This is a genomic window from Vulcanisaeta moutnovskia 768-28 (genome assembly GCF_000190315.1).
Taxonomy (GTDB): Archaea; Thermoproteota; Thermoprotei; order Thermoproteales; family Thermocladiaceae; genus Vulcanisaeta; species Vulcanisaeta moutnovskia.
The window spans coordinates 251,893-275,364 of the sequence record NC_015151.1 but is presented as its reverse complement, the minus strand read 5'-3'; the positions used below and the strand labels follow the sequence as shown (position 1 = coordinate 275,364).

22 protein-coding genes and 1 tRNA gene are annotated in these 23,472 nt (G+C 38.8%); 7 read left to right on the top strand and 16 right to left on the bottom strand.

Annotated features, from left to right (window positions below):
• Positions 1-34: 34 nt before the first annotated feature.
• Positions 35-1,228: a citrate synthase/methylcitrate synthase gene (locus VMUT_RS01500; RefSeq protein WP_013603659.1), complete on the bottom strand. Its 1,194-nt coding sequence runs from the start codon at positions 1,226-1,228 to the stop codon at positions 35-37.
• Positions 1,229-1,397: 169 nt separating this feature from the next.
• Between VMUT_RS01500 and VMUT_RS01495 the strand changes: the two genes are divergently transcribed.
• Positions 1,398-1,934, top strand: a complete 537-nt coding sequence (locus VMUT_RS01495; RefSeq protein ID WP_048057113.1) for a nicotinamide-nucleotide adenylyltransferase — start codon at positions 1,398-1,400, stop codon at positions 1,932-1,934.
• A gap of 90 nt (positions 1,935-2,024) precedes the next feature.
• Here the strand turns inward: VMUT_RS01495 and VMUT_RS01490 are convergent.
• From VMUT_RS01490 to VMUT_RS01480, 3 genes are all read right to left on the bottom strand, one after another.
• Positions 2,025-2,101, bottom strand: a tRNA-Asn gene (locus VMUT_RS01490).
• Positions 2,102-2,189: 88 nt separating this feature from the next.
• The gene (locus tag VMUT_RS01485; RefSeq protein WP_013603657.1) at positions 2,190-3,419 is read right to left on the bottom strand and encodes an FprA family A-type flavoprotein; all 1,230 of its coding nucleotides are present in this window, start codon (positions 3,417-3,419) and stop codon (positions 2,190-2,192) included.
• Positions 3,420-3,580: 161 nt separating this feature from the next.
• Positions 3,581-4,846, bottom strand: a complete 1,266-nt coding sequence (locus tag VMUT_RS01480) for a Glu/Leu/Phe/Val family dehydrogenase (protein WP_048056801.1) — start codon at positions 4,844-4,846, stop codon at positions 3,581-3,583.
• Between the two features lie 126 nt (positions 4,847-4,972).
• Here VMUT_RS01480 and VMUT_RS01475 point away from each other — a divergent pair, with 126 nt between their 5' ends.
• From VMUT_RS01475 to VMUT_RS01465, 3 genes are all read left to right on the top strand, one after another.
• Entirely contained in the window at positions 4,973-5,314 is a 342-nt protein-coding gene (locus VMUT_RS01475; protein WP_013603655.1) for a PadR family transcriptional regulator, read from the top strand.
• Complete coding sequence (locus VMUT_RS01470; RefSeq protein WP_013603654.1) at positions 5,295-5,918, top strand: CDP-alcohol phosphatidyltransferase family protein; 624 nt, start codon at positions 5,295-5,297, stop codon at positions 5,916-5,918. Before VMUT_RS01475 ends, VMUT_RS01470 begins: the two co-directional genes overlap by 20 nt.
• 75 nt (positions 5,919-5,993) lie before the next feature.
• Positions 5,994-6,434 carry a DUF2286 domain-containing protein gene (locus tag VMUT_RS01465; RefSeq protein WP_013603653.1) on the top strand — a complete coding sequence of 147 codons (441 nt, stop codon included), beginning with the start codon at positions 5,994-5,996 and terminating at the stop codon, positions 6,432-6,434.
• A gap of 12 nt (positions 6,435-6,446) precedes the next feature.
• On the opposite strand, the gene VMUT_RS01460 is transcribed toward VMUT_RS01465, so the two are convergent.
• Entirely contained in the window at positions 6,447-9,062 is a 2,616-nt protein-coding gene (locus VMUT_RS01460; protein WP_013603652.1) for a DNA-directed DNA polymerase I, read from the bottom strand.
• 128 nt (positions 9,063-9,190) lie between these two features.
• Here VMUT_RS01460 and VMUT_RS01455 point away from each other — a divergent pair, with 128 nt between their 5' ends.
• The gene (locus tag VMUT_RS01455; protein WP_048056800.1) at positions 9,191-9,949 is read left to right on the top strand and encodes a CPBP family intramembrane glutamic endopeptidase; all 759 of its coding nucleotides are present in this window, start codon (positions 9,191-9,193) and stop codon (positions 9,947-9,949) included.
• On the opposite strand, the gene VMUT_RS01450 is transcribed toward VMUT_RS01455, so the two are convergent.
• Genes VMUT_RS01450 through VMUT_RS01440 form a run of 3 tightly spaced genes read right to left on the bottom strand, consistent with a single transcriptional unit; the run spans position 9,918 to position 12,986 of the window.
• Positions 9,918-11,333 (bottom strand): nucleotide-binding protein, encoded by a 1,416-nt coding sequence (locus VMUT_RS01450; protein ID WP_013603651.1) that lies wholly within the window; start codon positions 11,331-11,333, stop codon positions 9,918-9,920. The two genes, VMUT_RS01455 and VMUT_RS01450, sit on opposite strands and share 32 nt — an antisense overlap.
• Positions 11,334-11,342: 9 nt before the next feature.
• Positions 11,343-11,789: a phosphatase domain-containing protein gene (locus VMUT_RS01445; RefSeq protein ID WP_013603650.1), complete on the bottom strand. Its 447-nt coding sequence runs from the start codon at positions 11,787-11,789 to the stop codon at positions 11,343-11,345.
• Between the two features lie 3 nt (positions 11,790-11,792).
• The gene (locus VMUT_RS01440) at positions 11,793-12,986 is read right to left on the bottom strand and encodes an aconitase X catalytic domain-containing protein (RefSeq protein ID WP_013603649.1); all 1,194 of its coding nucleotides are present in this window, start codon (positions 12,984-12,986) and stop codon (positions 11,793-11,795) included.
• A gap of 67 nt (positions 12,987-13,053) precedes the next feature.
• Here VMUT_RS01440 and VMUT_RS01435 point away from each other — a divergent pair, with 67 nt between their 5' ends.
• A complete protein-coding gene (locus VMUT_RS01435; protein WP_013603648.1) occupies positions 13,054-13,821 on the top strand; it encodes a trehalose-phosphatase in 768 nt (255 codons plus the stop codon).
• Between the two features lie 172 nt (positions 13,822-13,993).
• Here VMUT_RS01435 and VMUT_RS01430 read toward each other — a convergent pair whose 3' ends face one another.
• A complete protein-coding gene (locus tag VMUT_RS01430) occupies positions 13,994-15,250 on the bottom strand; it encodes a TiaS agmantine-binding domain-containing protein (protein WP_237699681.1) in 1,257 nt (418 codons plus the stop codon).
• A 134-nt stretch (positions 15,251-15,384) separates the two neighbouring features.
• Between VMUT_RS01430 and VMUT_RS01425 the strand changes: the two genes are divergently transcribed.
• On the top strand, positions 15,385-16,296 hold the full coding sequence (locus VMUT_RS01425) for a DNA polymerase sliding clamp (RefSeq protein ID WP_013603646.1): 912 nt from the start codon (positions 15,385-15,387) through the stop codon (positions 16,294-16,296).
• 12 nt (positions 16,297-16,308) lie between these two features.
• On the opposite strand, the gene VMUT_RS01420 is transcribed toward VMUT_RS01425, so the two are convergent.
• The 7 genes from VMUT_RS01420 to VMUT_RS01390 all read right to left on the bottom strand — a co-directional run bounded on the left by VMUT_RS01420 (position 16,309) and on the right by VMUT_RS01390 (position 23,371).
• The gene (locus VMUT_RS01420; protein WP_013603645.1) at positions 16,309-17,217 is read right to left on the bottom strand and encodes a hypothetical protein; all 909 of its coding nucleotides are present in this window, start codon (positions 17,215-17,217) and stop codon (positions 16,309-16,311) included.
• A gap of 7 nt (positions 17,218-17,224) precedes the next feature.
• On the bottom strand, positions 17,225-18,418 hold the full coding sequence (locus tag VMUT_RS01415) for a nucleotidyltransferase family protein (protein ID WP_013603644.1): 1,194 nt from the start codon (positions 18,416-18,418) through the stop codon (positions 17,225-17,227).
• Positions 18,418-20,253 (bottom strand): glutamine--fructose-6-phosphate transaminase (isomerizing), encoded by a 1,836-nt coding sequence (glmS, locus tag VMUT_RS01410; protein ID WP_013603643.1) that lies wholly within the window; start codon positions 20,251-20,253, stop codon positions 18,418-18,420. Before glmS ends, VMUT_RS01415 begins: the two co-directional genes overlap by 1 nt.
• 55 nt (positions 20,254-20,308) lie before the next feature.
• On the bottom strand, positions 20,309-20,995 hold the full coding sequence (locus tag VMUT_RS01405; RefSeq protein WP_013603642.1) for a ribosome biogenesis protein: 687 nt from the start codon (positions 20,993-20,995) through the stop codon (positions 20,309-20,311).
• Positions 20,996-21,016: 21 nt separating this feature from the next.
• Positions 21,017-21,511, bottom strand: a complete 495-nt coding sequence (locus tag VMUT_RS01400) for a GNAT family N-acetyltransferase (protein ID WP_013603641.1) — start codon at positions 21,509-21,511, stop codon at positions 21,017-21,019.
• A 227-nt stretch (positions 21,512-21,738) separates the two neighbouring features.
• Positions 21,739-22,215: a 30S ribosomal protein S13 gene (locus tag VMUT_RS01395; protein WP_013603640.1), complete on the bottom strand. Its 477-nt coding sequence runs from the start codon at positions 22,213-22,215 to the stop codon at positions 21,739-21,741.
• 37 nt (positions 22,216-22,252) lie between these two features.
• Complete coding sequence (locus VMUT_RS01390; protein WP_013603639.1) at positions 22,253-23,371, bottom strand: nucleotidyltransferase family protein; 1,119 nt, start codon at positions 23,369-23,371, stop codon at positions 22,253-22,255.
• Positions 23,372-23,472: the final 101 nt, after the last annotated feature.

The window sequence follows — 23,472 nt, the reverse complement described above, 5'->3', positions numbered from 1 at the left end:
CGTTTTTAATACTTTTTATAACGAGGAAGCATTACTATCTCTTATCAATGGGTATATAAGGTACATCATGAGGTCCTGTATAGCACGCCCTGGGTCTGAATAACCTGTGTTGATCTAGATACTCTATTGCATGTGCAGACCATCCAACTACCCTTGACATCGCAAATATTGGTGTGTAGTATTCGTAGGGTATTCCGAGTAGGTACATGGCTATGCCGCTCCAGAAGTCAATGTTTGGATATAATTTCTTAGGGGCTAGCTTTTCAAGGACAACCTTCTCCACCTCCTCAGCAATCCTATACCAAGTCATGTCACCCTTAGCCTCACTTAATTGTTTCACGAGCTCCTTGTATATCCTAGCCCTTGGATCGTACGCCTTGTACACCCTATGCCCCACGCCCATTAATCTCTTACCCTCAGCAAGTAATTTCTCCACATATGGTCTAGCGCTCTCGGGCTTCCCAATCTCCAGGTACTGCTTCATGGCGGCTTCATTAGCACCACCGTGAAGTGGTCCCTTCAATGTAGCTATGCCCGCCGCGATCGCAGAATACAGATCTGTCCATGTTGATATCGCCACAAGTGTTGCAAATGTTGAAGCAGGTACCTCATGATCAATATGAAGAACCAAGTATAAATCTATTGCCTTAGTTGATGTTTCATCAGGTTCCTTCCCAAACATCATATAGAGGAAGTTAGCGGCATGACTTAGATCCTTCCTAGGCTTAACTAGGTCCAGACCCCTGCTTGCTCTGTAATGCGCCGCCATCATTATTGGTAGTGCCGACGTTAACTTGATAGCCCTCCTGAGATTAGCCTCCTTACTATAATCATTCGGGTTCTCATCAAATGCACCCAAAGCTGCCACACCAGCCTCAAGGACAAGCATTGGATGCGCCTTAACCTTACCCAGTGTAGTTACTACGGAATAGACCTCACTGGGTAAGTCCCTGTACGAGGCTAGTAATGCCTTAAAGTCCTCAAGTTCCTTCCTGTTAGGTAATTTACCATACAGTATTAAGTATGCTACCTCCTCAAACGTTGAGTACTTAGCCAATTCATCAATTCTGTAGCCCCTATACCAGAGAATGCCATTCTTGCCATCAATATCACTTATTGTAGTGGTCTTTACCAGTACGTCTTCAAGACCATGAATTATGGGCCCGCAGGGACTTTGAATAACCTTACCACTTGTCTCAATTTTTACTTCTTTAACCTCTTCGCTCATACGCCTCTAATTAATGCGCACTTATTTAAATACTATCCTAATATATAGTTTAACTATATTTATGATATTAGTCAAATAACGAATTCTTAATAAATAAATGTAAAAGTAATATTACGATCCTATGCAATTAAAAGCTTAATACCACTAGTTAAATGTGCTTATGGGCTCAATGATTAGGGGTCTCTTCATTGGTAGATTTCAACCACCCCATTGGGGACACGTTTGGGCCATAAGGGATATACTTAATGAAATTAATGAGTTAATAATAGTGATTGGTTCAGCACAATTCAATTACATAATTAAGGATCCGTTTACAATTGGCGAGAGGATTTGGATGTTAAGGGAAGCTTTAAGGGAGGGCGGTGTTGATTTATCGAGAATAGTCATTGTGCCAATACCCAACATTGAGAATAACGCGGCATGGTTCGGTTACTTAAGGTCATACGTACCACCATTCCAGGTAGCCTATACGGGAAATCCATTCGTGGCCATGCTACTTAGGGAGGCAGGAATTGAGGTAAGGCAACAACCACTCTACGACAGACAGAAATACAACTCCACAAGAATCAGAGAATTAATGCTGAAAGACGACTCAAGGTGGGAGGAATTAGTACCAAAGTCCGTAGTTGAGATAGTAAGGAGGATAAACGGAATAGAAAGATTAAAGACAATAGCCACAGGCGAAGCAGAACCACATAAGTGGTAAACGACCGCTCTAATCATTATAACGGGTAGGTATAAAACATACAACAGGAAAACATTGGTTTGTAACACGGCCACGGGCCAAAACAAAACTTGGCGCCGCCGCCGGGATTTGAACCCGGGACCTACGGGTTAACAGCCCGCCGCTCTACCGGGCTGAGCTACGGCGGCTGGTAAGGAGTGAGGCTTATGGCTTTTTAAGTTTTTGTTCCTGGATTTTAATATTAACTATCTTTCTTGACTTTACCAAGTTATATTTTTATTGGACCATTGCTTGCTTGAAGTTTTGCAGTGCTATATCTATTTTGTTTAGATCTTCCTTTGTTGGTATTCCGTTTACGCTTATTGCGTCTATTATAGTGAAGCCCACCTTCTCAAGCCTTGCCTTTACGTGTTTAAGTACGACGTCACCCCAGCCGTAGTCCGTTATTAGCAGTATTGGTTTTCCTCCTTTTAATTTCTTTATTAATAGGTTAATTACGTAGTCCATTAGTGGGAATGGTTCAGTATCATATGTGGATACTCCAAGAATTATACCAAGTGCATTATTGGCGTCTCCAATTAAATCACCAATACTTGCTCTCTCCTTATCTGTAAACCTATAAACACTAACATTGAATCCCCACTCATTAAGTACGTGAGTTATGTGGTTCATTATACTATCGACAAAACCATACATTGAGGAGTATGTAATCACTATTTTCTTATTAACTGGCGTTTTAAGTGCAAACTCCCTATAAAGATCTATGTATCTTTTCACAATATTACCCTTAATCACAGCACCATGTGCAGGTGTAATTATGTCAATATTGCCTCCTGTCATTGTTAATACCTTATCAAGGTTCTTGGTTACATTATCCCTGTAAAACCCGATGATGTTTGCAAAGTACTTTCTCATTGATGATATGTAATCATCATTTAAGTCATCAATAAATATTGACTTAGGTATTGTGTACGCACCAAAGACATCACAAGTCAATAAAGTCCTTATTTGAGGTATGTATGTGAACATGGTCTCGGGCCAGTGGAGCCACGGCACGTGAATAAACGTTAACTGATAATTCTTCGTGCTTAAGGTTTCGCCATCTTTAACGGCCTTAAATTTGGGATTAATCCCATAAAGGTTTCTTATTAATTTATTAGCCATGGGATGTCCAATGAAGGTAATGTCCGAGTTCTTGTCATACAGGGCCTTTATTGAACCACTATGGTCCGATTCCATGTGATGAATAATCACATAGTCTAAGTCACGGATATCGATTACTGAATTTAAGGCGTTGAGGAAGTCATTTTCTAGACCCCTCTTCCACGTGTCAAAAAGTATTACTGTGTCATTGTCAATTAGTAAATATGCATTATACGTAACTCCTTCGGGTATTTCCCACAGAGCCTCGAAGTAATTTGTTTCATTGTCATTATACCTAAGTATCATTAAATCTCCACTTACCTTATCTATAATCACCTTACGATCTTGTTCTCTCATCATCATACTCCTTCTTGTTATTAAATATTTAATAATAAGGTTGTCTTGTTTATATAAAATAGTAGGCTTACTTCAATTAATATTTTATTTTCATAAAATATTTTATGAAAATAAAATAAAGGTAAAGATACTAAAATATTGATTTTATTTTTCAATATTGATTTTCCTTAGATCCAGCCCCTAACCTTCATTGCATTGTAGATCCTGTCCACAGCCTCCACATATGCTGCTTCTCTTATTGTGACCTGGCTTGTACCTAGTTTGTTCCACCTGTTCATCACTCTATTGAATGCATCTAACAATATTCTCTCTAGTTTGTTCCTTGTCTCCTCCTCATCCCAGAAGTACCACTGCAGGTCCTCAACCCATTCTAGGTATGACATCACAACACCGCCAGCGTTAGCTGCTAGGTCAGGCAATATCCAAACACCCCTTGAGTGTAGTATCTTCTCGGCATCTGCTGTAGTCGGGCCGTTTGCGCCCTCAACTATTAGCTTTGCCTTTATGTTGTTAGCATTACCCTTATGTATAACGTTTTCTAATGCCGCAGGTACTAATACATCGACTGGTAGCTCAAGAATTTCTTCATTAGTTACCTTCTTAGTTCCAGATGTGTCGTAGTTCATCACCGTACCTGTTTTATCCTTAACCGCCTTAACCTCGGCTAATTTAAGACCATTCGGATTGTAAACACCACCCCTGCTATCTGTTACCGCAACGATCTTAGCACCCATCTTCTCCAGCCAATATGCTCCCCAGTAACCTACGTTGCCAAATCCCTGGACAGCCACGGTCTTACCCTCAATACCACCCCATAATTTCTTGGCTGCCTCCCTGGCCCAAACAGCCACACCAAAACCAGTGGAGTACTCCCTAACTGGATTGCCCCATAAAACGACTGGCTTAGCCGTGAATACACCAGGTACGTTGTGACCAGCTATTTTGCTGTATTCATCAACCATCCAAGCCATTACTTGAGGATCTGTACCAACATCAGGTGCTGGAATATCAACTTCGGGACCTATGAAGGGTGCTAATGCCCTTGCATAGCCCCTGCTTAACTCCTCAAGTTCCCTCTTACTCAATTTCTTATAATCAACCGCAATAGCGCCCTTGCCTCCACCATATGGTAAGCCGTTTAGTGCGTTCTTAAAGGTCATTACTGTTGCCAGTGCTATGTCCTCCTCGAGTGTAACCTCGGGATGGAACCTTATTCCACCCTTGTAGGGTCCTAGGGCATTGTTGTGCTGCACTCTATAACCCGTGAATACTTGCATTTTTCCATTGTCCATCTTAACGGGTATGCTAACGGTTATTATTCTTTGAGGCCTGCTCAGGATTTCATAGGTCTCCTGCGGATATCCACCTAGCTCTATAGCTCTCTTTAGTGTTTGTAACACACTTTCTAGGAATGTAGTTCCCTTTAGCGACATCGAGACTATGTAAGTGATGGGTTATTAAATCTTTCTCTATTAGCTTATGTAATACGAGCATCGCATATGTATTAAGACCTAGGTTAGCATTATAAAATTATTAATAATGTCTATTTCCGAGAGCACATGAGCCAAAAGGCGCTCAATAGGCTCATAGTTAAGTTGACCAAGGAGAATCTATGGATTTACATAGTTAAACTATTAATGGAGAGGCCAATGTATGGCTATGAGATAGCTAAGGAAATTAAGGAACGCTTTAGCATTAGCATAACAAACGTTGGTGTTTATGTTGTGCTTTATAAAATGGAGAGAGACGGTTTAGTGGAGACATTCATGAGCGATGGGTCTAAGATGTATAGGCTAAGGCCAGAGACCATCGAGCTTTGGTTAAAGGCCAGGGATTTCATATCCTCAATCCTTAAAGAGGTTTTTAATTGCGGTGTTGATTGTGGTTCTGGGAAAACTTAAGGATAAGGTGGAAAGGATAGGCAAGGATATTCTTGAAAAAGGTCTTGCGAAGATTATGCCTCGAAATCCCAATATATTAACCATATTATCCCTAATTATTGCATTACCAACACCCTACTTAATGTGGCTGCATCATTATTGGGCATACATATTAACATTTGTATTATTAATCCTAGCAAGCGCACTTGATATGCTCGATGGCTTAATTGCCAGGTATTGGGGAAGAACCTCCAAACTCGGTGCATTCTTGGATTCAACATTAGACAGGTATGTTGATTTTATAGCACTTATTGATATTTGGATAGCTAGTGATAGGGGCTTATTGAGTATTATTTCATTATTACTTGCAATACTGGGTTCATTAATGACCAGCTATGCTAGGGCTAGGGCGGAGGCACTTGGCGTTAAAATGATGGGTATTGGGCTCCTTGAAAGGGAGGAAAGATTAATTATTATTCTCCTCATTCTTCTCATATTTATAATTACGGGCATAAACGCGGTGATGGTGTATGGCCTAGCTCTCCTCGCTTTATTAACAAATATCACCGCTATAGAAAGGATAGTTATCGTAATTAGGTCCTTAAGTAACTCTACTGGGCGTTGATTCTTTTGGTTATCATTTTAATAGCAGGGAAAAGTTAAGCTTTATTAATAATCCCAGGTATAGTAATTGTTGAGTATGTCTGAGGAGGGCGAGAATATAGCTATTTATATAGAGAATGAGAGTATAGCCAATAAGGAGATTGTTAAGTCCAACCTAACGGATGCAGTAAAGAATTACGTGAAGAAACTATTAGATAAGTGGAACCCCGATGAATCAGACTTCATAGTTCTTAAGGTTCCTCAAACAATAAGTCTAAATCTACCGCTGAGTAAGGAGCTTTATAAGAAGGTCGAGAAGTTCGGTGTTAAGAGGGTTGGTAATAAGGCCGAGGTTGAGATACCGACTTATGAAATAATATATAGCAATAGATGGATGGGTGAGGACATGGAGGCCGACAGATTTGTCGTAATAATGCCCTACATAAATGATGACGTTATAAACCAAGTGGTGAATAACATATTATCATCACTTGCACCTGAGGGTGAGGAGGAAGGTGAAGAATTTCTTGAGGAGTAGTTTCATAAAATATCACGAGTAATTATCTATTATTGACGAACCCATCACACCCTCAAACTCAATCCCGAACGCATCAAGAACCTGCTCCAGCGAGGTCCTTAGGTACTCAATATACTTATTGGGATCAATTTCATCAATCCTAGCCAACTGTATCGGCTTAACTCCATCCTTACCTGTGGTCTTTACGTAGATTATTATATCGCCAGGCCCAATCTTATAACCCAGGTTCTTTAATTGCAACGCAGCCTTTACATGCTGTGGCGTATTCTTTGTATATGATTCAAGAGGCTTAGTAAGTGCGGTCCTTATCGCCAATTTATTAAGTGGTATCTCCTTCCTTTGCAGTTTTCTATAGTAGTCTCTAACTCTACTTCTTACCTCCTCAACAACCTTACTAACATCCTCAAGACCCTGTATATCCGAGAGAAGACCTAGAACTTCATTAAAAGCCTCCTTAGCGAAGTCAGGGGTATTTCGTTTCTTACCAACTAATCCCTTTATATCTAACTCACTGCTTTGTAGTATACCAACGTAATTCTTTTTCCTACCACTCATAGCAACTAATCTATAGACTTTATCGAGCTCAATCTCAATACCAAACTCCTTATCCACCCATCCAATTAATTCCCTAAGTTTATTCTCATCAGGATTCCATATGAAGAGACTATCGGTATCTCCATAGATTGGTACTAACCCAAGCTCAAGCGCCTTTAATACGGTTTTAGATAGTATATACCTAGCGAGGGCCGTTGTTAATTCAGCAGCTGGTGGGCAGTATAATTGGAATACCTCAGCTCCTAGTACGCCGTATGATGCATTTATGAAAACCTTCAAAGCGCTTTGTACAACATTATAATAGCTCCTTAATAGCTCGCTTGGTGCTGATTTCGCCAATTTCTTATATACATAAGCCCTTAAATCCCTTAATAGTCCAACGATAAGGGCTGTTAATCCTCTCCTATCATTACATACCCAGTGAGGTAATTCTGGAATTGGCTTATTATTTTGTTCCTTTTCATTTAGGCACTTAACGGTTTCGTATGATATGTTCCACCGCTTTATCACTGAGGGATACATACTTGCGAAATCTAGTACGTAAACGTTTGGGAATATGCCTGGGATTGGTTCAAGAACTATGGCACCCGCATACTTCTTACCCTTAATTATTGCCTTGGTGGCAATGTCCCCTTTAGCCTTGACTATATCCTCCTTCTCCGGTATTAACCAACCCCTCCTTCTGTGCTCGTAATAAAGCATGTTCCTTATCCAGGCAGATATTTGGCTCCTAACTAGGTCATCTGGTGGTGTTTTGGATATTCTTGACATTAATATTATTAATCTTAATACAAGGTTATCATCGTATGTCGTTAGATAAAGTCCCAGAAAAGCATCCCTAAAGTTATAATTTATTAATTCAACGTAGCTCATTTGCGATACGGTTTTCTCTCTACTTATTTTCGACATACCTATTATTGCATGGGCTATTGTATCAAGTGTTCTATCCATACCCCTATATTTACCGCCAAATGCGTATACTTCAATTGCCCTAATGTTGAAGAACTTATATAAGTCAATATGTATTCCAAGGGCTGTGGAAGCCTCATTTCTCCTCAGTATTATTGGTATCTCCTCCTTCTTGAAACCAAGCTTTAAGGCTCTATGGTATATGTAGGGCAGGTCAAAGTTATCACCGTTGAATGTAATTAATATTGGGTATTGCAGGATTATTGAGAATAATTCCTTCAGCATATCATACTCACTATCGAAGAACTCCACCTCAACATCATCATACATGAGATCCTCAAGCTCTTCAGGTCTTAACTCTATATCTGGTCTCCTAAGTACAAGTATCTTTTTCAATCCATCGCTTCCAGCGAGACCTATGGCTATAATCTCGTAATTAGCCTCCCTCGGGTTAGGTACTCTATTCTCTTGCGGTGTGAATACTTCGATATCAAGGGATAATCTCTTAATATTCGGTACAGGTGCTTGAAATAGCGGTATCCACCTCCTTGCTTCCTCGAGGAACTCCCTATCATTTACGTATAATTTATTTATGAATCCCTCAATCTCAGTAGGTATCTCAATAGGTACTGGTACTAACTTTCCATCCTCAATTCTATAAAACATTCCAGGTATAATCTCATTATCATATATATAACATAGGTGATATCTAATTCTTGATTCCCAAGTCCTTGGTAATAATTCCCTTATTGAGTCAGCCCTACCTCCAATACTCAGTGGGTCCTTAGCATTTATCTTCGTAAGCACCACCTTCCTATCATCTAACGGATCATATTTCTCAACAGCTTCAATATTGCTAAACCCTGGATGAAGAATTACCTTTGTAAACTTTGAAGTTAATTCCTCAGGTTTTACATTAGTTAGTAAGTAAGGTTTATGGCCGGTATTGTCATACCAAAAGTAGATCCTATCATTGACAGGATCGTATAATTTAATGAGGGCTTTTCCCATCTTTCCATCATATGTTACAGTAAGTACTATTGATGGTGGCGTATTTTGTGGCGTCTCGGCCTTTATGGTGATCTCTTCCTCTTCTTCCTCCTCACGTTCTTCAAATTCTTCTTCCTCAATCTCTTCCTCTTCCTCATCCTCCTTACTCCTCATTGCCTTAACAAACTCTAGATATAATAACTAACTTATTAAACCGCCGCCTCCTTGTCTCAAATACTATGAATCACAACTACACTTTCCCGTGTGAGTGAATTATTTAAGTAAAACGTGTTAGACAATTAATGATGAGTAAATACCTGGGCGATATTGTTTGGCCAACAATATTATTAATTGCAATAGTTATTCCAGTATTTATTACGTACGAACCATACATATTAACAAACACCCATTATACCATATCTTCATCAATTACGCAAACATTAAGTAACGCCATGAAAAATCCAATAAGTCTCCTATCAACATACCTACTTGGGGATCTTGCTCCATATCTGTACATAGTCATTGCGGCCTTATTCATTGTTCATCGACAGAGAACTTATAAACTACGTAATGAACTTGGTCTATCCTGGATACCATTATTCGGCAAACTTACAATACCAGTGGTGATAATTCTAGCAGTAATATGGTTTTTACTAAGTGGGTTGTTACCTATCACGATATTGATACCTCAAATACCATCAGTAAACATGCTTCTCCTTATTTACACATTATATCCAATTGCAGTTAGTGAGGAATTCGTATTTAGAGGATTCATACTTAGTAGATTATTGCCAAGGCATGATTCCGTAAGCATTATTACTTCATTACCCGCCATAATAATAAGTGCCATTTACTTCACAGCGGCACATGTGCCAGTTTACCTTGCCGTTTATGGACTTAATAATCTATTATCGGTTCTTTACACGCTTAGTTATATATTTATTTACGGGGTAATAGCAGGCCTTGTATTTATCTCTACGAGAAATGTTATACCTGACATCGTAATTCATTGGATTAACGATTACTTATCTATAATAACCGTGATTTACCTAATGCATTAATTAAGGCGCTACATAAAATACTTGAAATATTGATTGCTGAGTCCTTATAATCCTCAAGATCTATTAACTCCTCAGGTTTTGATGATATGGCCAATGAATTAACCACCACAAACGGTATGCTTAACCTATTGGCGTATCTCTCGAATTTCCTTAATTTTCTATTTTCATGGGTGCCATCATATGCATTATTAAGGATTGTCAGGATTGGTTTTTTACCATTCCTAATTAACAGGTTAATGTATGATCTTAACCTGAATAATGCACCCTCAATACCATCAAGGTTCGCGGAAACTATCAACACAGTATCAGTGTTTGTTTGCCTTATGAAGTCTAATGTGGATGAAAAGCCACGCTTATATCTTCTAGATGAGCCTGTCAAGAGTCCCATAACACCCTCAATAATCAATATATCTAATCCAATACTCCTGACTGTACTCAGTGTCTCCTTCCAGTCGATCCAACCAAGTGATTTACTTCCCCACCTTAATTTTATGCTCATCCATGGCTTAAATGGTCTATTAAGGATATAGAGACTTGGGTGTAAGTCCCTAATATCACCTGCCAATTTGGCAATACCTACGTAATAACCAGCCCTGCTTAAGCAGAGGGCCAATGCACTTGTTATTAATGTCTTACCTTCGCCAGTCATTGTGGACACGACGGTGATTATTCTAGTGCTCATTCCAGGATTACCACCTTCTCTACTCATCCATTCATTCTCGCGGTAACTTCTGTAGTAATTAGAAATTTCATTTTCATTATAAACCCCAATTTCACTAAGTATATTCCTCGTTATTGGAGATCTAGGTCCTAGTAATCCATGAACCATGGTACCAAATACGTTGTACTTGCGTGATATGATTAACGTAGGTACGTTAATCTCGGCATTCCTATAATTATGCCTTGGCACTTGCGATACTCCAACGACCTGCACATTATCCGATAGAATCCTCATTCTACCATATGTATGTGCTTGCCAGCCCTTTAATTCAGTATTTACAATATTCCTGGTTACCCATGATTCATTAACGATACTAACCCTCACAGGTCCTGTAACAATTAATGGTTCAAAAATAACGTCTAGGATGCCAAGTCCCTTAGAGTACCCAGGTAGCCCTCTAACATTGAGATTTACGGCTCTTGACAATAATTGAGTACCTGAACAAACACCTATGGTAAGCCCACCCCTTTCAGCATATTCCCAAATTTCCTTTTCAATCCAATTATAACGTTGCAATATCTGGGACTCCACCAAGGTTCCAGGTGGTAATATTAACATATCAAGATCCTTAATGATGCTTGGTTCATTAATACGTAGGTTAAATGGCAATTCTTCATAATAAGGCATTGCGCCTCTAATACTTAATACCCCTATCTTAATCATTATTAATCACTATGATATTACCACAGCGTCAATACCATTACTTACCAAAGTTGATACAGTATCAGCATTATCATCAAAATGAACCAATATTTCATACCTTCTCAATAAGCTCTTAATTGTCCATGACTTATAAATAGGGTCCGGGTCAGTATTATTATCAGGTCTCATAAATAATTCCTCAAATTCATTCACACCAAAACTCCTTAATTGATTTATTGTGCATTCCCTCATTGATTCTCTCCTACCTGTAACGATTATTATGCCGAAGTCCCTATTCCTTAGCTGTTTAAGAATATCTATAATCCTTGGTTTAGGTTTATCCATGAACAGCTTTTTGCAATCAAGAAAGCAATCCCAATCAACTTCGTTATTAGGCCTAAGGCAAAGCCTTAACCTGCTCTCCGAATTAACCAGGACTCCATCGATATCAAAGGATACGTACTTAATGAGTATCACCCCTTACTCATCAAATGCAAGGTCTAGGCACTTAATGCCATTGCAGCTTATATAATTAATGCCAATCATCTTAGGTAAGTAATACATTTGCTTAACTGACTCCGTGGCTACGGTATTAACCCCAACGCTTTTGAGGAAAGGTGACACAACAGGACATGTGGTTAATACCAAGTGTATGTTGGAATTCTCAAGTAGATTAAGTTCGTCTTGACTTAGTGAGTTTATTACGAAGGGCGTTGTGGTTATGTAAACGGGCTTTTTAGCCCTTCTGGATCCCTTGCTTCTTACGTAATTAATGACTGACATTACCTCGTCAATACCATAATGGGGACACCCGAGAAATATGGCATCAAAATTTTGTTTTTCTACTCCGGAATCCTTAATTATATCGTTAATGTCTAGATTAATTTCCTCAGGCTTATCCATCATTGCTAAGTACTCCTTATGATTTGGTGTTACTCCATCGATTACCATGAATGCATGGGGTGAGTACGTTGCATAGCTAGCCAGTAATTGCTTAATTACAGCATTGCCACCAAACTTAGCCACCAGATATGGCTTTCCATCACCGACCTCCTCAGCAATTTTCCTACCTAGGAGCCCCGCGATTAATGGATTATTAATTGCCTGCCCTCCCTTAACCCTAACTACATGCGTTGGTACCCTACCACTCAGTGTGTATAGCCCATACCTTGGAACCCTACCAACTAATGCCGACAAAACAACGAAAGGTCCCGGTAATTTTTCGGTCCAAGCATCGTGAACGGCATTTATATAGGCAATTGCATTTGATTCAGCCCATGCATGGTAAGTCCTTGGTCTAATCCGTAGGTACTCGTACGGGGTACATGTAAGCCATAGACTAGCGCCCATACTTTTTAATGCATTTATTATTCTCCATTGCTTGTCAATGAACTCCTTATCTATTCCCCAATCATTAAGTACATCAATGCCCACAGGATTTACCGTTGTAAATACGTGAAATCTAGCACTGGATTTTGCCAAATCCTCTAGGTACTCGAGACCTGGATCACCTATTGTTAAGTAGGAGACACCTGCAATATGCGCTGTCTCTATCTCAATGAGCCTATCAGCCTTTAATACATCGCCGACCTTAACTACGACCTGCATTGCCCTTGCAATGGCATCTCCATAATCACCATGAAGCATGGCTTCCTCATACTTACTAAGGTACATTCAGCACCTTAGATCTAGGTGGAGAAAATAAATCTTAAATAGATTATTATTTTACACGAACTCGGTAATGCTCAATAACAGTAAAATCGATTTATTTAGGAACGTTTCTGCGTTATTTACTGACTATGATGGTACAATAGCGCCAATAGACGTGGCAAGGCAATTGAGTAAACCCCCTGTGGCTATTTATGAAAAACTGAATGAAATAAGTAAATACATACCAATAGCCGTAATAAGTACCAAGGATTGCGACTTCTTAATTCCAAGAACCGACTTTGCCAGAGCGTGGTCCTGCACAAATGGTCTTGAGATAAGAATTGGAGGGTCTCATCATATACATGAGGATTTACCTAAATGGCAAGATAAATTTGAATCTCTGATTAATGCCATAAATAGTATCAACGAGTTAAAAGGCATTTATTTAGAAGTGAAGCGTGTTGGTAATTTGATTGGTGGATTGGGAATTGATTGGAGAACCAAGGGTTCAATAAACATGAAGGTTCTTAATCAAATTATTAAGTCGGCGAGTGAATCAGGATTTAAAGTCATTAAGTATAGGGGTCATCCATTCATAGATATATATCCAGGGATACAAATCGATAAGGGTTATGCTGTAATGAGGCTCAGGGAGCTTATGGGTATAAAGGGGTCAATAATGTATATGGGTGATTCAGAAAATGACATTCCCGCAATGAGAATCGTTGAGTATCCCATCGGTATTAGGCATAGGTATAATGAGGGTCTTGATCTACCAGTATTATTGTGGGTTCATGAGAATGAACTACCAATCTTTCTTGATTACTTATTAACGGCCCTAAAATCCAAGGTTCATTAATTTCCGGAGCCTAATTAATTTACTTAGCCGTCGTAATTTAACCTCATAGTTATTACTCACTTTTAAATCAATTCTAAGAGAATTCATAACCCTAGACTCTATAATACTTTCAACATTCATATGCTTCTTGAGTGCCGTAATTAGATATATTAAAAACCTTTCTCTATAGTAATCAATAAACCCACAAATATGGTTTAGGCATATAGAGTGCAAGACCCTCAAGACCAACCCTCTCGTTAGGCTTCATTAAATGCCTATACTCACTTGCTTTCGGATTTATTAGAAACCAATTATTTCGTGGTATAATTATTCTCGGTAATTTACCCTCAAATCCACATCGCTTACATCGTAGTAATCCTGATCTTCCCATAGACTCCATAGGGCCACCACACCTAGGGCACCTCGGATTTCTCACCTCGACATACCTATCATGGAGTACTCTCATACCCTCGATATACAGATCAAGTTTCTCATTCGGCTTAACTCCACCCCACGCCTCTACCATGCATCCCACGCAATTCGCCAACTCCTTAGAAACACCGAGATGTCTATACGCTATTGCCTTATGAGCATCATCTAAGGTAAGGTGCACATGGCCTTTATCATCAAATACCGCATTCATTAAAATACCTATAAGATCAACATTCCTATAAGGGATGTATTCGCTTGCTCGTGACCTATGGTCGTTAGTTCCCTGGTTTGTCACGTAGATGATCCACCCAATAGCATTATACTTATTGGCTAGGTAATTACCCATGGCAAGCACATGATACGGTGAATCACCCCTAACACCAAATAATACTGGGTCAGGTCCATGAGGTTCAATGAGTACTTGATCTTCATTTATATTTAAGAAAGTGAATGGTCTTGTTGTATGGTCCCAGTGCTTCACGTCAATGGGATTAATCATGGGCCTATCCTCATCCTCAGGTCTATATGCTATGAATTCGTACGTGGCATCAATTGGTATGAAACCTAACGATGCCAATGCGCCAATAGTTCCTCTACCACCCATAAGTTTTGCATTTACTTTGCTAGCGACTTTACGTGCGAGGTCTAACGTAACAATATCCCTAACACTCTTCCTATAAAACCACGTTAATCTCTCATCAACCTTAAGCATATTTCTTATTACTAGGTATGCAATACCAGGGCTTGTCTTACCAACTCTCTTAACCATTTGGTTGATTAATGATTCCATGAGCTCAACATGATCCTTAGCATCATCCTCAGATTCAACGTAAATAATTACTGACAAAGATGCATTACCTCTTGTTTTAAATGGTACGTAGGGATTTAACCTGGTTAGGCGTGGTAATCCAATAACACTCCTAGTAAGGTTCTCTCTAACTAGGTATTTTATAAATGAATACATAACATATGTCGTACATCCACCACCTTCCCAATCAGTGTCATCAATACCAATCATTAAGTAAGGCATTAGGCTTAGGCATAATTTTAGAGAAGAGGCAATTATCTCTTTCCCATAATTCCTTGTTAGGATTACTTTGATATTAAAGCGATGAAAGCCTTTTAAAGAAAATTGCATAATCCCAGTTAATTATGGCTGAGAGTGAAGAGCCGGAGAGGGAGGAGCGTGAAGAAGGTGAGGAAGAGGAGACTGAAGGGGTTGAGGCAGAGGGTACGGGTGAGGAGGTTAGTGAGGGCGAAGAGGGCGGTGCAGGTGGTGTTGTTGAGACTGAGGAATATTATAGAATAATGTTCCCGAAGGGTAAGGAGTTTAGATACATATTTACAGCCCTTGCTAATTTACTCCAGGAGTCGAATCTTATTATTGATTCTGAGGGTATTAAGATGAAGTCCATAGACCCGAGCAAGGTTTCCCTGGTGATTTTAAACATACCTGGTTCAGGCCTTGAGGAATACACAGTGACTAAGGAACTAAAGATAGGAATAAGCTTTGACCTGATTAAAAAGATATTAAAGAGAGTTAAGGCGAGAGAAAAGGTTGAGCTTGGTGTTGACACCAGTAGGAATAGGTTCTTCGTAACAATATACACGAAAAAAGGTAGGGAGGGTGGTTTTTACAGGAGGTTTGGTCTTCCAATAATTAATATAGCCGAGGAGGAGGTTCCTGAACCTAAGCTTGAGTACCCTGTTAGGATTAGGATGGATATGGATGTGTTTATTGATGTATTAAGTTCAGCTAATGAGTTTTCTGACTCCGTGAGATTTATAGCTAAGGAAGATACCTTTTCCATAATGGCCGAGAGCGAGGGTGGTAAGGCAATTGAAACAACATATACGAGTAGTGATGAAGTATTTTATGAATATTCAGTGCAGGGTTCACATGATGCTATGTACTCCGTAGAATTACTCCTCGATTTTATTAAACCTATGAAGCAAATAAGTGAGACTGTGACAATAGAGTTTGATAATAATAAACCGTTGAAATTAACAATAGATTTTGCAATAGGTTCAGTACAATTCTATTTAGCGCCCAGGGTAGCTTAATCCCATTAAAATTTAAATGGTGTATTTAATCGATAAATAGTCATGCGGTGGTATTATTATAGGTATTAATTGGGAAATATTTGCATCAAGCGATGTACCTTTAATAGAACCCTCCCTAGGTTTAAAATCAAGGTTGAGATTAATAGCCTGATCACTCCAATTACCTATGAATAATACGCCATGACCATCTACAGACTCAATTCTAGTGATTATATGCGTGGTCATTATTGACCGGGTTTCATAATCATTATCAAGCGTGACTTTACCGCCATTTATATTAACATTTAAATCACTAATAACATATGCACGATTTAGACTTGCCATAAGGATAATATAATGATCATCTAGGTAAATAAGGATCCAGTTTAGGTACGGTACTATGTTTGTATTCATGGTAATATGTAGCGGCCACCTTACTGGGTTTAATAATGATAAGAACGTTAGATACTTTAGTTCTTCATTTGATGAGTATAATAGTTCATTAAACACCCTGAGACCCATTGTGGGCATATTATATTTATTAAAGGCGATGGATAGTTTTGATATTCTTTCGGGATCTAACTCATGGATCTTCATATAATATTTATATAATGCATTTACTGCTCTATTATATTCATACAACCTATTTGCTAGGCATATTAATTCATCCTTACAGCTTTTCCTTAATTCAGCCCTAATTCTCATCATTTCATTCCTTAAATTCATTATTAACTTAACGTTCCTTTCTTCACGTAATTTTCTATACGTACTTAAGTACTTAATCATTAGTTCATCATCACTGCAATACTCAGGTTCAATATTGAGTAGTTCATAGGCATTCCATAACCATGGCATGTACTCACACCTGGGCTTTATGTAAATACCCACGCCTAGGTTCAATGTATAATCCTGCTTAGAGGTATATATTACTAGGTGTGTCATGGATTTATTATTTTAATATTGATAATGGTGAGACGTATTTATTATGCTCTATTATCGAACCTGGATAAATTACGGTGTTAGCCCCTATTCTAGCCTTAGGCCCTACTATAGCACCTAGTTTAGCGATCTGTTTTCCCTTAACAATAACTGGTGATAAATGCGATACCTCAACGCCACTTGGTAATACGTTTAATGTCACAACACCTGGCTCTACGGTACTTTCATCACCAATTATCGAACTACCTATGAATGATCCCCTACCCACTGTAGCCCTATATCCAATTAATGATTCCGTTATTTCAGCATCAGCGCCAATTACGGATTCCTCCTCCAGTGATGTATTGTTCCTAATTATCGCATTATTGCCAACATAAGTATTTTTACCAATATATGCAGGTCCTCTTATTATTGCGCCATGGTCTATCCTAGCGCCCTCGTCTATTATCACAGAGCCCTCTACAACTGCTCTTGGTGAAATATCGGCATCCTTACTAATCCTGGTCTCCTTTAAGTCAATCATTAAGTATTTTATTGCGCTCAGTAAGTCCCAGGGATAACTAACATCAACAAACCATCCACTCCATAAAGCTGTATTGATATTGCCTTTGAACTGCTTTAGGGCTTCGTTAATATTTCCGTTAAATTCTTGTAGTGAAATTAGAAATTCCTTTTCAGTTATGAGTATCCCAGTCCATGCATAGCCTGATTTATGCTCTACGATCTTATTTATTGAGACAGTATCATTTATCTCAACCTCAAAGTAGCCTTGCAGGTCTGATAATGGGGTCATTAATATAGTTATTGGCTTCCCTGAATTCACATGACTGTTCAATGCAAGTTCATAGGCTTCTCGGGGTAGTATTACGTCACTAAACGATACTATTGTTGTGCCCTTGCCAACAATTTCATTTATCATTCTTAATGCACTATCAATATCATCACCCTTTTGTCCCACATTCTCTATTGAAATATTATTAAAATAGCGACCAAGTTCATTACCTATCTTTGCAGGATTTCTAGAAATAACATATATACTCTTTAAACCCAACCGAACTAGGTTATCTGTTGGATAATAAATAAGTGGCTTTCCTAGTAATTTAATGAGTGGTTTATCGAGGTAAGGCGTTAATGGTTCCATATTAGTGCCTCTACCACCACCAAGTATTACGCCAATAATTTCTCTTGAGTAGGCCATGGTCATCACTCCACAGTCACTGTCTTTGCCAAATTCCTTGGTTTGTCTGGGTCATAACCACGGGCAACAGCAGTATAATAAGCAAGGAGTTGCATTGGTACGATATATATTATTGGAGCTATCCTATAATCAACATTTGGCAATTCAAGCACTGCATTTAGTAACTCTTTAAATTTACCAATGTATTTCTCAGGTACGAATCCTATTGTGTATGCGTCCCTTGCCTTCATTTCCATTACATTACCGAGTAATGGATCTACATTATCATCATCAAGTATCGAAAAGACTACGGGATAACCTTCCTCAACCAATGCTATGGGTCCATGCTTGCTCTCACCAGCGGGATACGCCTCGGCATGTATGTAAGCTATTTCTTTCAGTTTCAAAGCACCCTCCATACTCAACGGAACACCAATTCCCCTACCTAAGTAATACGCGTTCTGTCTCCTACTCATATACTCACTTAATGCCTTAACCCTACCTTCAGTTCTAGTTATAATATTTTGGAGAAGCCCAGGTAACTTATTAAGTGAGTCCATGATACTCCTATACTCATTAGCGTCTAATTTGCCCATGATAATGCCAGCCCTTAAGGTAAGTATTGTCATTATAACCAATTGTGTGGTAAAGGTCTTTGTTGCCGCAACACCGATTTCGGGCCCTGCCCTTGTATAAAGTACGTAATTTGACTCTCTGGGTATTGCACTATCAATAACATTAGATATGGCAATAACCTTAGCGCCTCTCTCCTTCAATGCTCTCACAGCTACTAAGGTATCTATTGTCTCACCTGATTGGCTTATGGCTATTACAGTATCATTATCATTAACGGCATTAACATACCTCTTGTACTCAGATGATATTACGGCATGCGTATCAAGGCCTAGTACTGTCGTAAGTAGGTAATCACCAACGAGGCCTGCGTGGTATGATGTACCAGCGCCAACTATTAGTATTTTCCTTGAATTTAGGAGGAGATTAACCACGTTATCAAACTCCTTTTCATTAATACCTGCCAATGTTGAGCCTATGGCAAAGGGTTGCTCATGGATTTCCTTAAGCATGAAGTGCGGGTAACCCTCCTTGCTTGCCATTTCCGGTGTCCAACTAATTAGCCTAATCCTCTCCTCAATATTAACAGGTACGCCATCCTTCTCAATATAGACTTTGTTGGGCTCAATATATCCATACTCACCGTCTCTAAGTACAATTACCGTGTTTGTGAACTCAAGAAATGCAGGTATGTCACTGGCGACAAAGTTAGTGCCATTACCAATACCAATAACTAGAGGTGAGGTATTTCTGGCAAAGTAAAGCCTGTTGGGTTCCTGTGATATGGTAACGACAAATGCATATGCGCCCTTAAGCCTTGATAATGCTGCCTTAAATGCATCAAATGGTCTATAACCAAGCTTCAGATACTCCTCTATTAAATGAGCGACTACTTCAGTATCGGTCTCGCTCTTAAAGACGTGGCCTTTCTTAATGAGTTCCTCCTTAAGTTCTAGGAAGTTTGATATTATACCGTTATGAATAATAGCAACACTACCTGTACAGTCTGTATGTGGATGCGCATTCTCATCGCTTGGCTTACCATGGGTTGCCCATCTAGTATGTCCAATAGCCGTCGTGCCATCAACCTCATCAAAATTTAGCCTAGTACTAACCTCGATGATCTTACCCTTACCCTTCCTAACCTCTATGTAATTGCCCTTAATGACTGCAATGCCAACGGAGTCATAACCCCTGTACTCAAGCCTTTCAAGGCACTTTCTAACGACTTTACCAATGGGCTCCCTAAGGTTATTTGGTAACGATGTTATACCAATAATACCACACATAAACTAGGCACTTAATCCTAAATAGAATAAACAGAATTAATAAATATTTAGTTACTCAAGAAAGAAGACCTAACTCGATCTCAAGAATAGTTAGTAACCTGCATAAAATCGAGGACGTATCCATGACATACTTACCAATCCTAAAAACATCATCAGCAAGTTGATACGTGCGTTCATCAAATGAACCCCTTGGAAACGCGCCAATCATTATCAAAGGTCTCCTGAACTCCTTAATGTAGTTAATAAATGATTTCCATGAAATCTCCTTCCCCTTTACATCATCAAGTAGTATTTTATGGTCTGTTAATTCCGTATTCAGTATATAGTCAATTCCATTCACGAATTTTAATAATGGTTTTCCATAGGGCGGTACCTTACCCTCCTTGAATAATTGGCTCATTAAGCCCGTGAAATTCTCATAGTTGCGTGGTGGACGTATCTCCGGATCAACGTCAATTACTAAATTATTTATTGTGTGAACATACGTCTTAACTAGGTTATTACGTGCAAGTAGACTACCCTGTATCAGAAGGAGCGCTTGGTGAAGTATATCGGGTCTTCCTCGTTTCTCAGCATTAGGTAAATCGATCATTGCTCTATGATGTCTAGCCCTATCGAGAATCAGGTATCTAGCGTCTTTGTGTCTCCTCCTTGCGTCTTTAATTATTACTGGGTCATTTAGTAATTCCTTGGGTACCGTCTCAAGCGCTGTTTCGGTAAGTAGAATTACTATTTTCTCCACAAGTGCTTACTAGTGCTGCGCTTAATTTAAGAACTGGTCAACATTTATGGTTTGGAGGTTAAATATTGTGGTGCATTCCTCATACATGCACTTTATAATTCCATGGAATTTCCTAGATATGGCTAATATCCTGTAATTATCAGGTGTGGTATGTGCTATTAAGGTCTTAGCACCTCTTTTCTTTAGGTCATTTATGGCATATGCCACAAGTTTTGTACCGATGCCCTTGCCTTGATGGTTATCTTTAATTACAATAGCCATCTCATAACAACCATCACTTAAATAAACGGCTTCCAAAACTCCAACAAGTTCATTACCTATAAAAGCCCCATAAATGATATTACGCGGGTCAGAGAATACGGACCCGATGTACCTCTCGAAATCCTTAAAGAAACCCCTGAACCTGTAATAAATACTTTCGTTACTTAATGAATTGTATAAGTCAATTACTAACTTACTATCATTGCCCTTCAACTCCCTAAATTCAAGCTTAACTAATGGTTTCGCGATACTCATTATCGATCATGTTATACCACTATTAACCTTTTAAATTTCTTTCTCTTCAAGTGTAAAATACACCCAGTAGAAGTATCGTATACAAAGATATAATGATGATTTATTACGAATATCATTATATAAAATAGAATTGAATAGACAAGAATATTTCATGGTTGAATAGTATCGTGGAGCAACTTACTATCTATATTTATATAATTTAGATAATAATTCATTTGGTATAAAAATTATTTACCACCGCCACCCGCTCCTCCAGCTGCTGTCTTTCCTTTCGCCACACCTACCGTTAAGCCCAATCTACCTGTTGTCCTTGTCCTTTGGCCCCTAACCTTAAGCCCTAGATTATGCCTAATGCCCTTCCAGCTCCTTAGCTTCTTCATTAAATCAATATCCTTCTTAGCTGCCAGCACTAGATCAGCGCCTAGTAAATGTACGTTTCGCCCAGTTTCTGGGTCCTTAGGTCTATTTACAAACCAACCAGGTGCAAATTGGTATAGGTTCCTCACGGCCCAATCAAGCTTCCTAACAGTCTCATCATCAAGTTGTCCCAATCTAATTAATGGGTTTATTCCTAAATACCTGCATATTGCATATGCCGTTGGTATTCCAATACCTCTAATTTTGGTTAAGGCATAGGCTACTGGTTTAAATCCATCCAGGTCAGTGTCACCAATTCTAACTATCTGCTTAACTTCCTGCGACATTCAGGGTTAATGCCAGTATGGGTATTTAAATTTTAATTTAAAGTATGACCTCGCCCTCCCTATATATTGGCTCCATTATCTCCCTATACGGCCCTATCTTCGTGTTTTTAGCAACAAATACGGAATCCTTTATATAAACGCCATCACCAATCACAGATCCATCCTCAATTCTAGCCCACTTACCAATATACGTATTGCTCCCAACAATGCTTCCCGAAACATAAACGCCATCGCATAATAATGATCCATCAAAAATTAATGAATTTACTATCTTAACCGTATTACCAATCTTCGAATTTTTATGAATTATAACATTCGGTCCAATCTCAGTATTATTACCAATAGTAACGTTTGGACCTAAATAAACAGGAGGTTGCATGGTAACTGTTGATGGTAAGTCAGCATTTATACAATTACTATTACCATCCCTACACCTACTGGTTAAAACGCTGAAGTTAGCCTTCATGTAGTCTTCGGGTGTGCCTATATCGAACCAAAGACCATTATGGATATATCCATAAACCTCACCCATCCTCAATAACCTGGGTATAATATCAACAGCAAGCTTGATTTGATTCTCCGGATTTTTCGGTATTAATTTAACGACTTCCTTCGTAAAAACATAAAATCCAGCATTTATTAAATTTGAACCAACATATTGCTTGGGCTTCTCTATGAAATTTATTATCCTACCAGTCTCATCTAGTTGAGCGACGCCGTATCTAGATACATCATCTACTCTGGTAAGGGTTATTGTAGCTACACCATTCATCTTTTCATGGAAGTTAATAAGCGATTCTGCATTTACATCGCTAAGTATATCTCCATAAACCACCAGGAAGGTGTCCGATAATTCATATTTTTCATTAATTAATGAGATCGGTCCAGCATCACCCAGGGGCTTATTCTCCGTTACGAATATTAGTTTATCCTTAAAATTGCTCCATGCTCCCTCCATGTGTTCCCTAATTAAATCGCCCATGTACCTTATTGATATAAAAATCCTATTTAGTGGTAGTTTTGTTATGGATTCCATAATCCAATCTATTATTTCCTTATCGAGTATTGGTAGAAGTGGTTTAGGGCGTGAATAACTAAGGGGTCTTAGCCTGGTTGCTAATCCGCCGGCTAATATTATCACATCGTAACTCTTCATATACAGTATTTCACTTTCTGGATATTTTAATTTTATTATGTCATAAACTAGTGCTTAATCTCATTCAAGGTTTTCCAATGCTAATGTAATCACGTTATCCC

Excerpts from the sequence above, each read along its gene's own strand:
- VMUT_RS01500 (WP_013603659.1), bottom strand. The coding sequence starts at position 1,228 with ATGAGCGAAGAGGTTAAAGAAGTAAAAATTGAGACAAGTGGTAAGGTT.
- VMUT_RS01495 (WP_048057113.1), top strand. The coding sequence starts at position 1,398 with ATGATTAGGGGTCTCTTCATTGGTAGATTTCAACCACCCCATTGGGGA.
- VMUT_RS01485 (WP_013603657.1), bottom strand. The coding sequence starts at position 3,419 with ATGATGATGAGAGAACAAGATCGTAAGGTGATTATAGATAAGGTAAGT.
- VMUT_RS01480 (WP_048056801.1), bottom strand. The coding sequence starts at position 4,846 with ATGTCGCTAAAGGGAACTACATTCCTAGAAAGTGTGTTACAAACACTA.
- VMUT_RS01475 (WP_013603655.1), top strand. The coding sequence starts at position 4,973 with ATGAGCCAAAAGGCGCTCAATAGGCTCATAGTTAAGTTGACCAAGGAG.
- VMUT_RS01465 (WP_013603653.1), top strand. The coding sequence starts at position 5,994 with ATGTCTGAGGAGGGCGAGAATATAGCTATTTATATAGAGAATGAGAGT.
- VMUT_RS01460 (WP_013603652.1), bottom strand. The coding sequence starts at position 9,062 with ATGAGGAGTAAGGAGGATGAGGAAGAGGAAGAGATTGAGGAAGAAGAA.
- VMUT_RS01455 (WP_048056800.1), top strand. The coding sequence starts at position 9,191 with ATGATGAGTAAATACCTGGGCGATATTGTTTGGCCAACAATATTATTA.
- VMUT_RS01450 (WP_013603651.1), bottom strand. The coding sequence starts at position 11,333 with ATGATTAAGATAGGGGTATTAAGTATTAGAGGCGCAATGCCTTATTAT.
- VMUT_RS01440 (WP_013603649.1), bottom strand. The coding sequence starts at position 12,986 with ATGTACCTTAGTAAGTATGAGGAAGCCATGCTTCATGGTGATTATGGA.
- VMUT_RS01435 (WP_013603648.1), top strand. The coding sequence starts at position 13,054 with ATGCTCAATAACAGTAAAATCGATTTATTTAGGAACGTTTCTGCGTTA.
- VMUT_RS01430 (WP_237699681.1), bottom strand. The coding sequence starts at position 15,250 with ATGATTGGTATTGATGACACTGATTGGGAAGGTGGTGGATGTACGACA.
- VMUT_RS01425 (WP_013603646.1), top strand. The coding sequence starts at position 15,385 with ATGGCTGAGAGTGAAGAGCCGGAGAGGGAGGAGCGTGAAGAAGGTGAG.
- VMUT_RS01420 (WP_013603645.1), bottom strand. The coding sequence starts at position 17,217 with ATGACACACCTAGTAATATATACCTCTAAGCAGGATTATACATTGAAC.
- VMUT_RS01415 (WP_013603644.1), bottom strand. The coding sequence starts at position 18,418 with ATGACCATGGCCTACTCAAGAGAAATTATTGGCGTAATACTTGGTGGT.
- glmS (WP_013603643.1), bottom strand. The coding sequence starts at position 20,253 with ATGTGTGGTATTATTGGTATAACATCGTTACCAAATAACCTTAGGGAG.
- VMUT_RS01400 (WP_013603641.1), bottom strand. The coding sequence starts at position 21,511 with ATGAGTATCGCGAAACCATTAGTTAAGCTTGAATTTAGGGAGTTGAAG.
- VMUT_RS01395 (WP_013603640.1), bottom strand. The coding sequence starts at position 22,215 with ATGTCGCAGGAAGTTAAGCAGATAGTTAGAATTGGTGACACTGACCTG.
- VMUT_RS01390 (WP_013603639.1), bottom strand. The coding sequence starts at position 23,371 with ATGAAGAGTTACGATGTGATAATATTAGCCGGCGGATTAGCAACCAGG.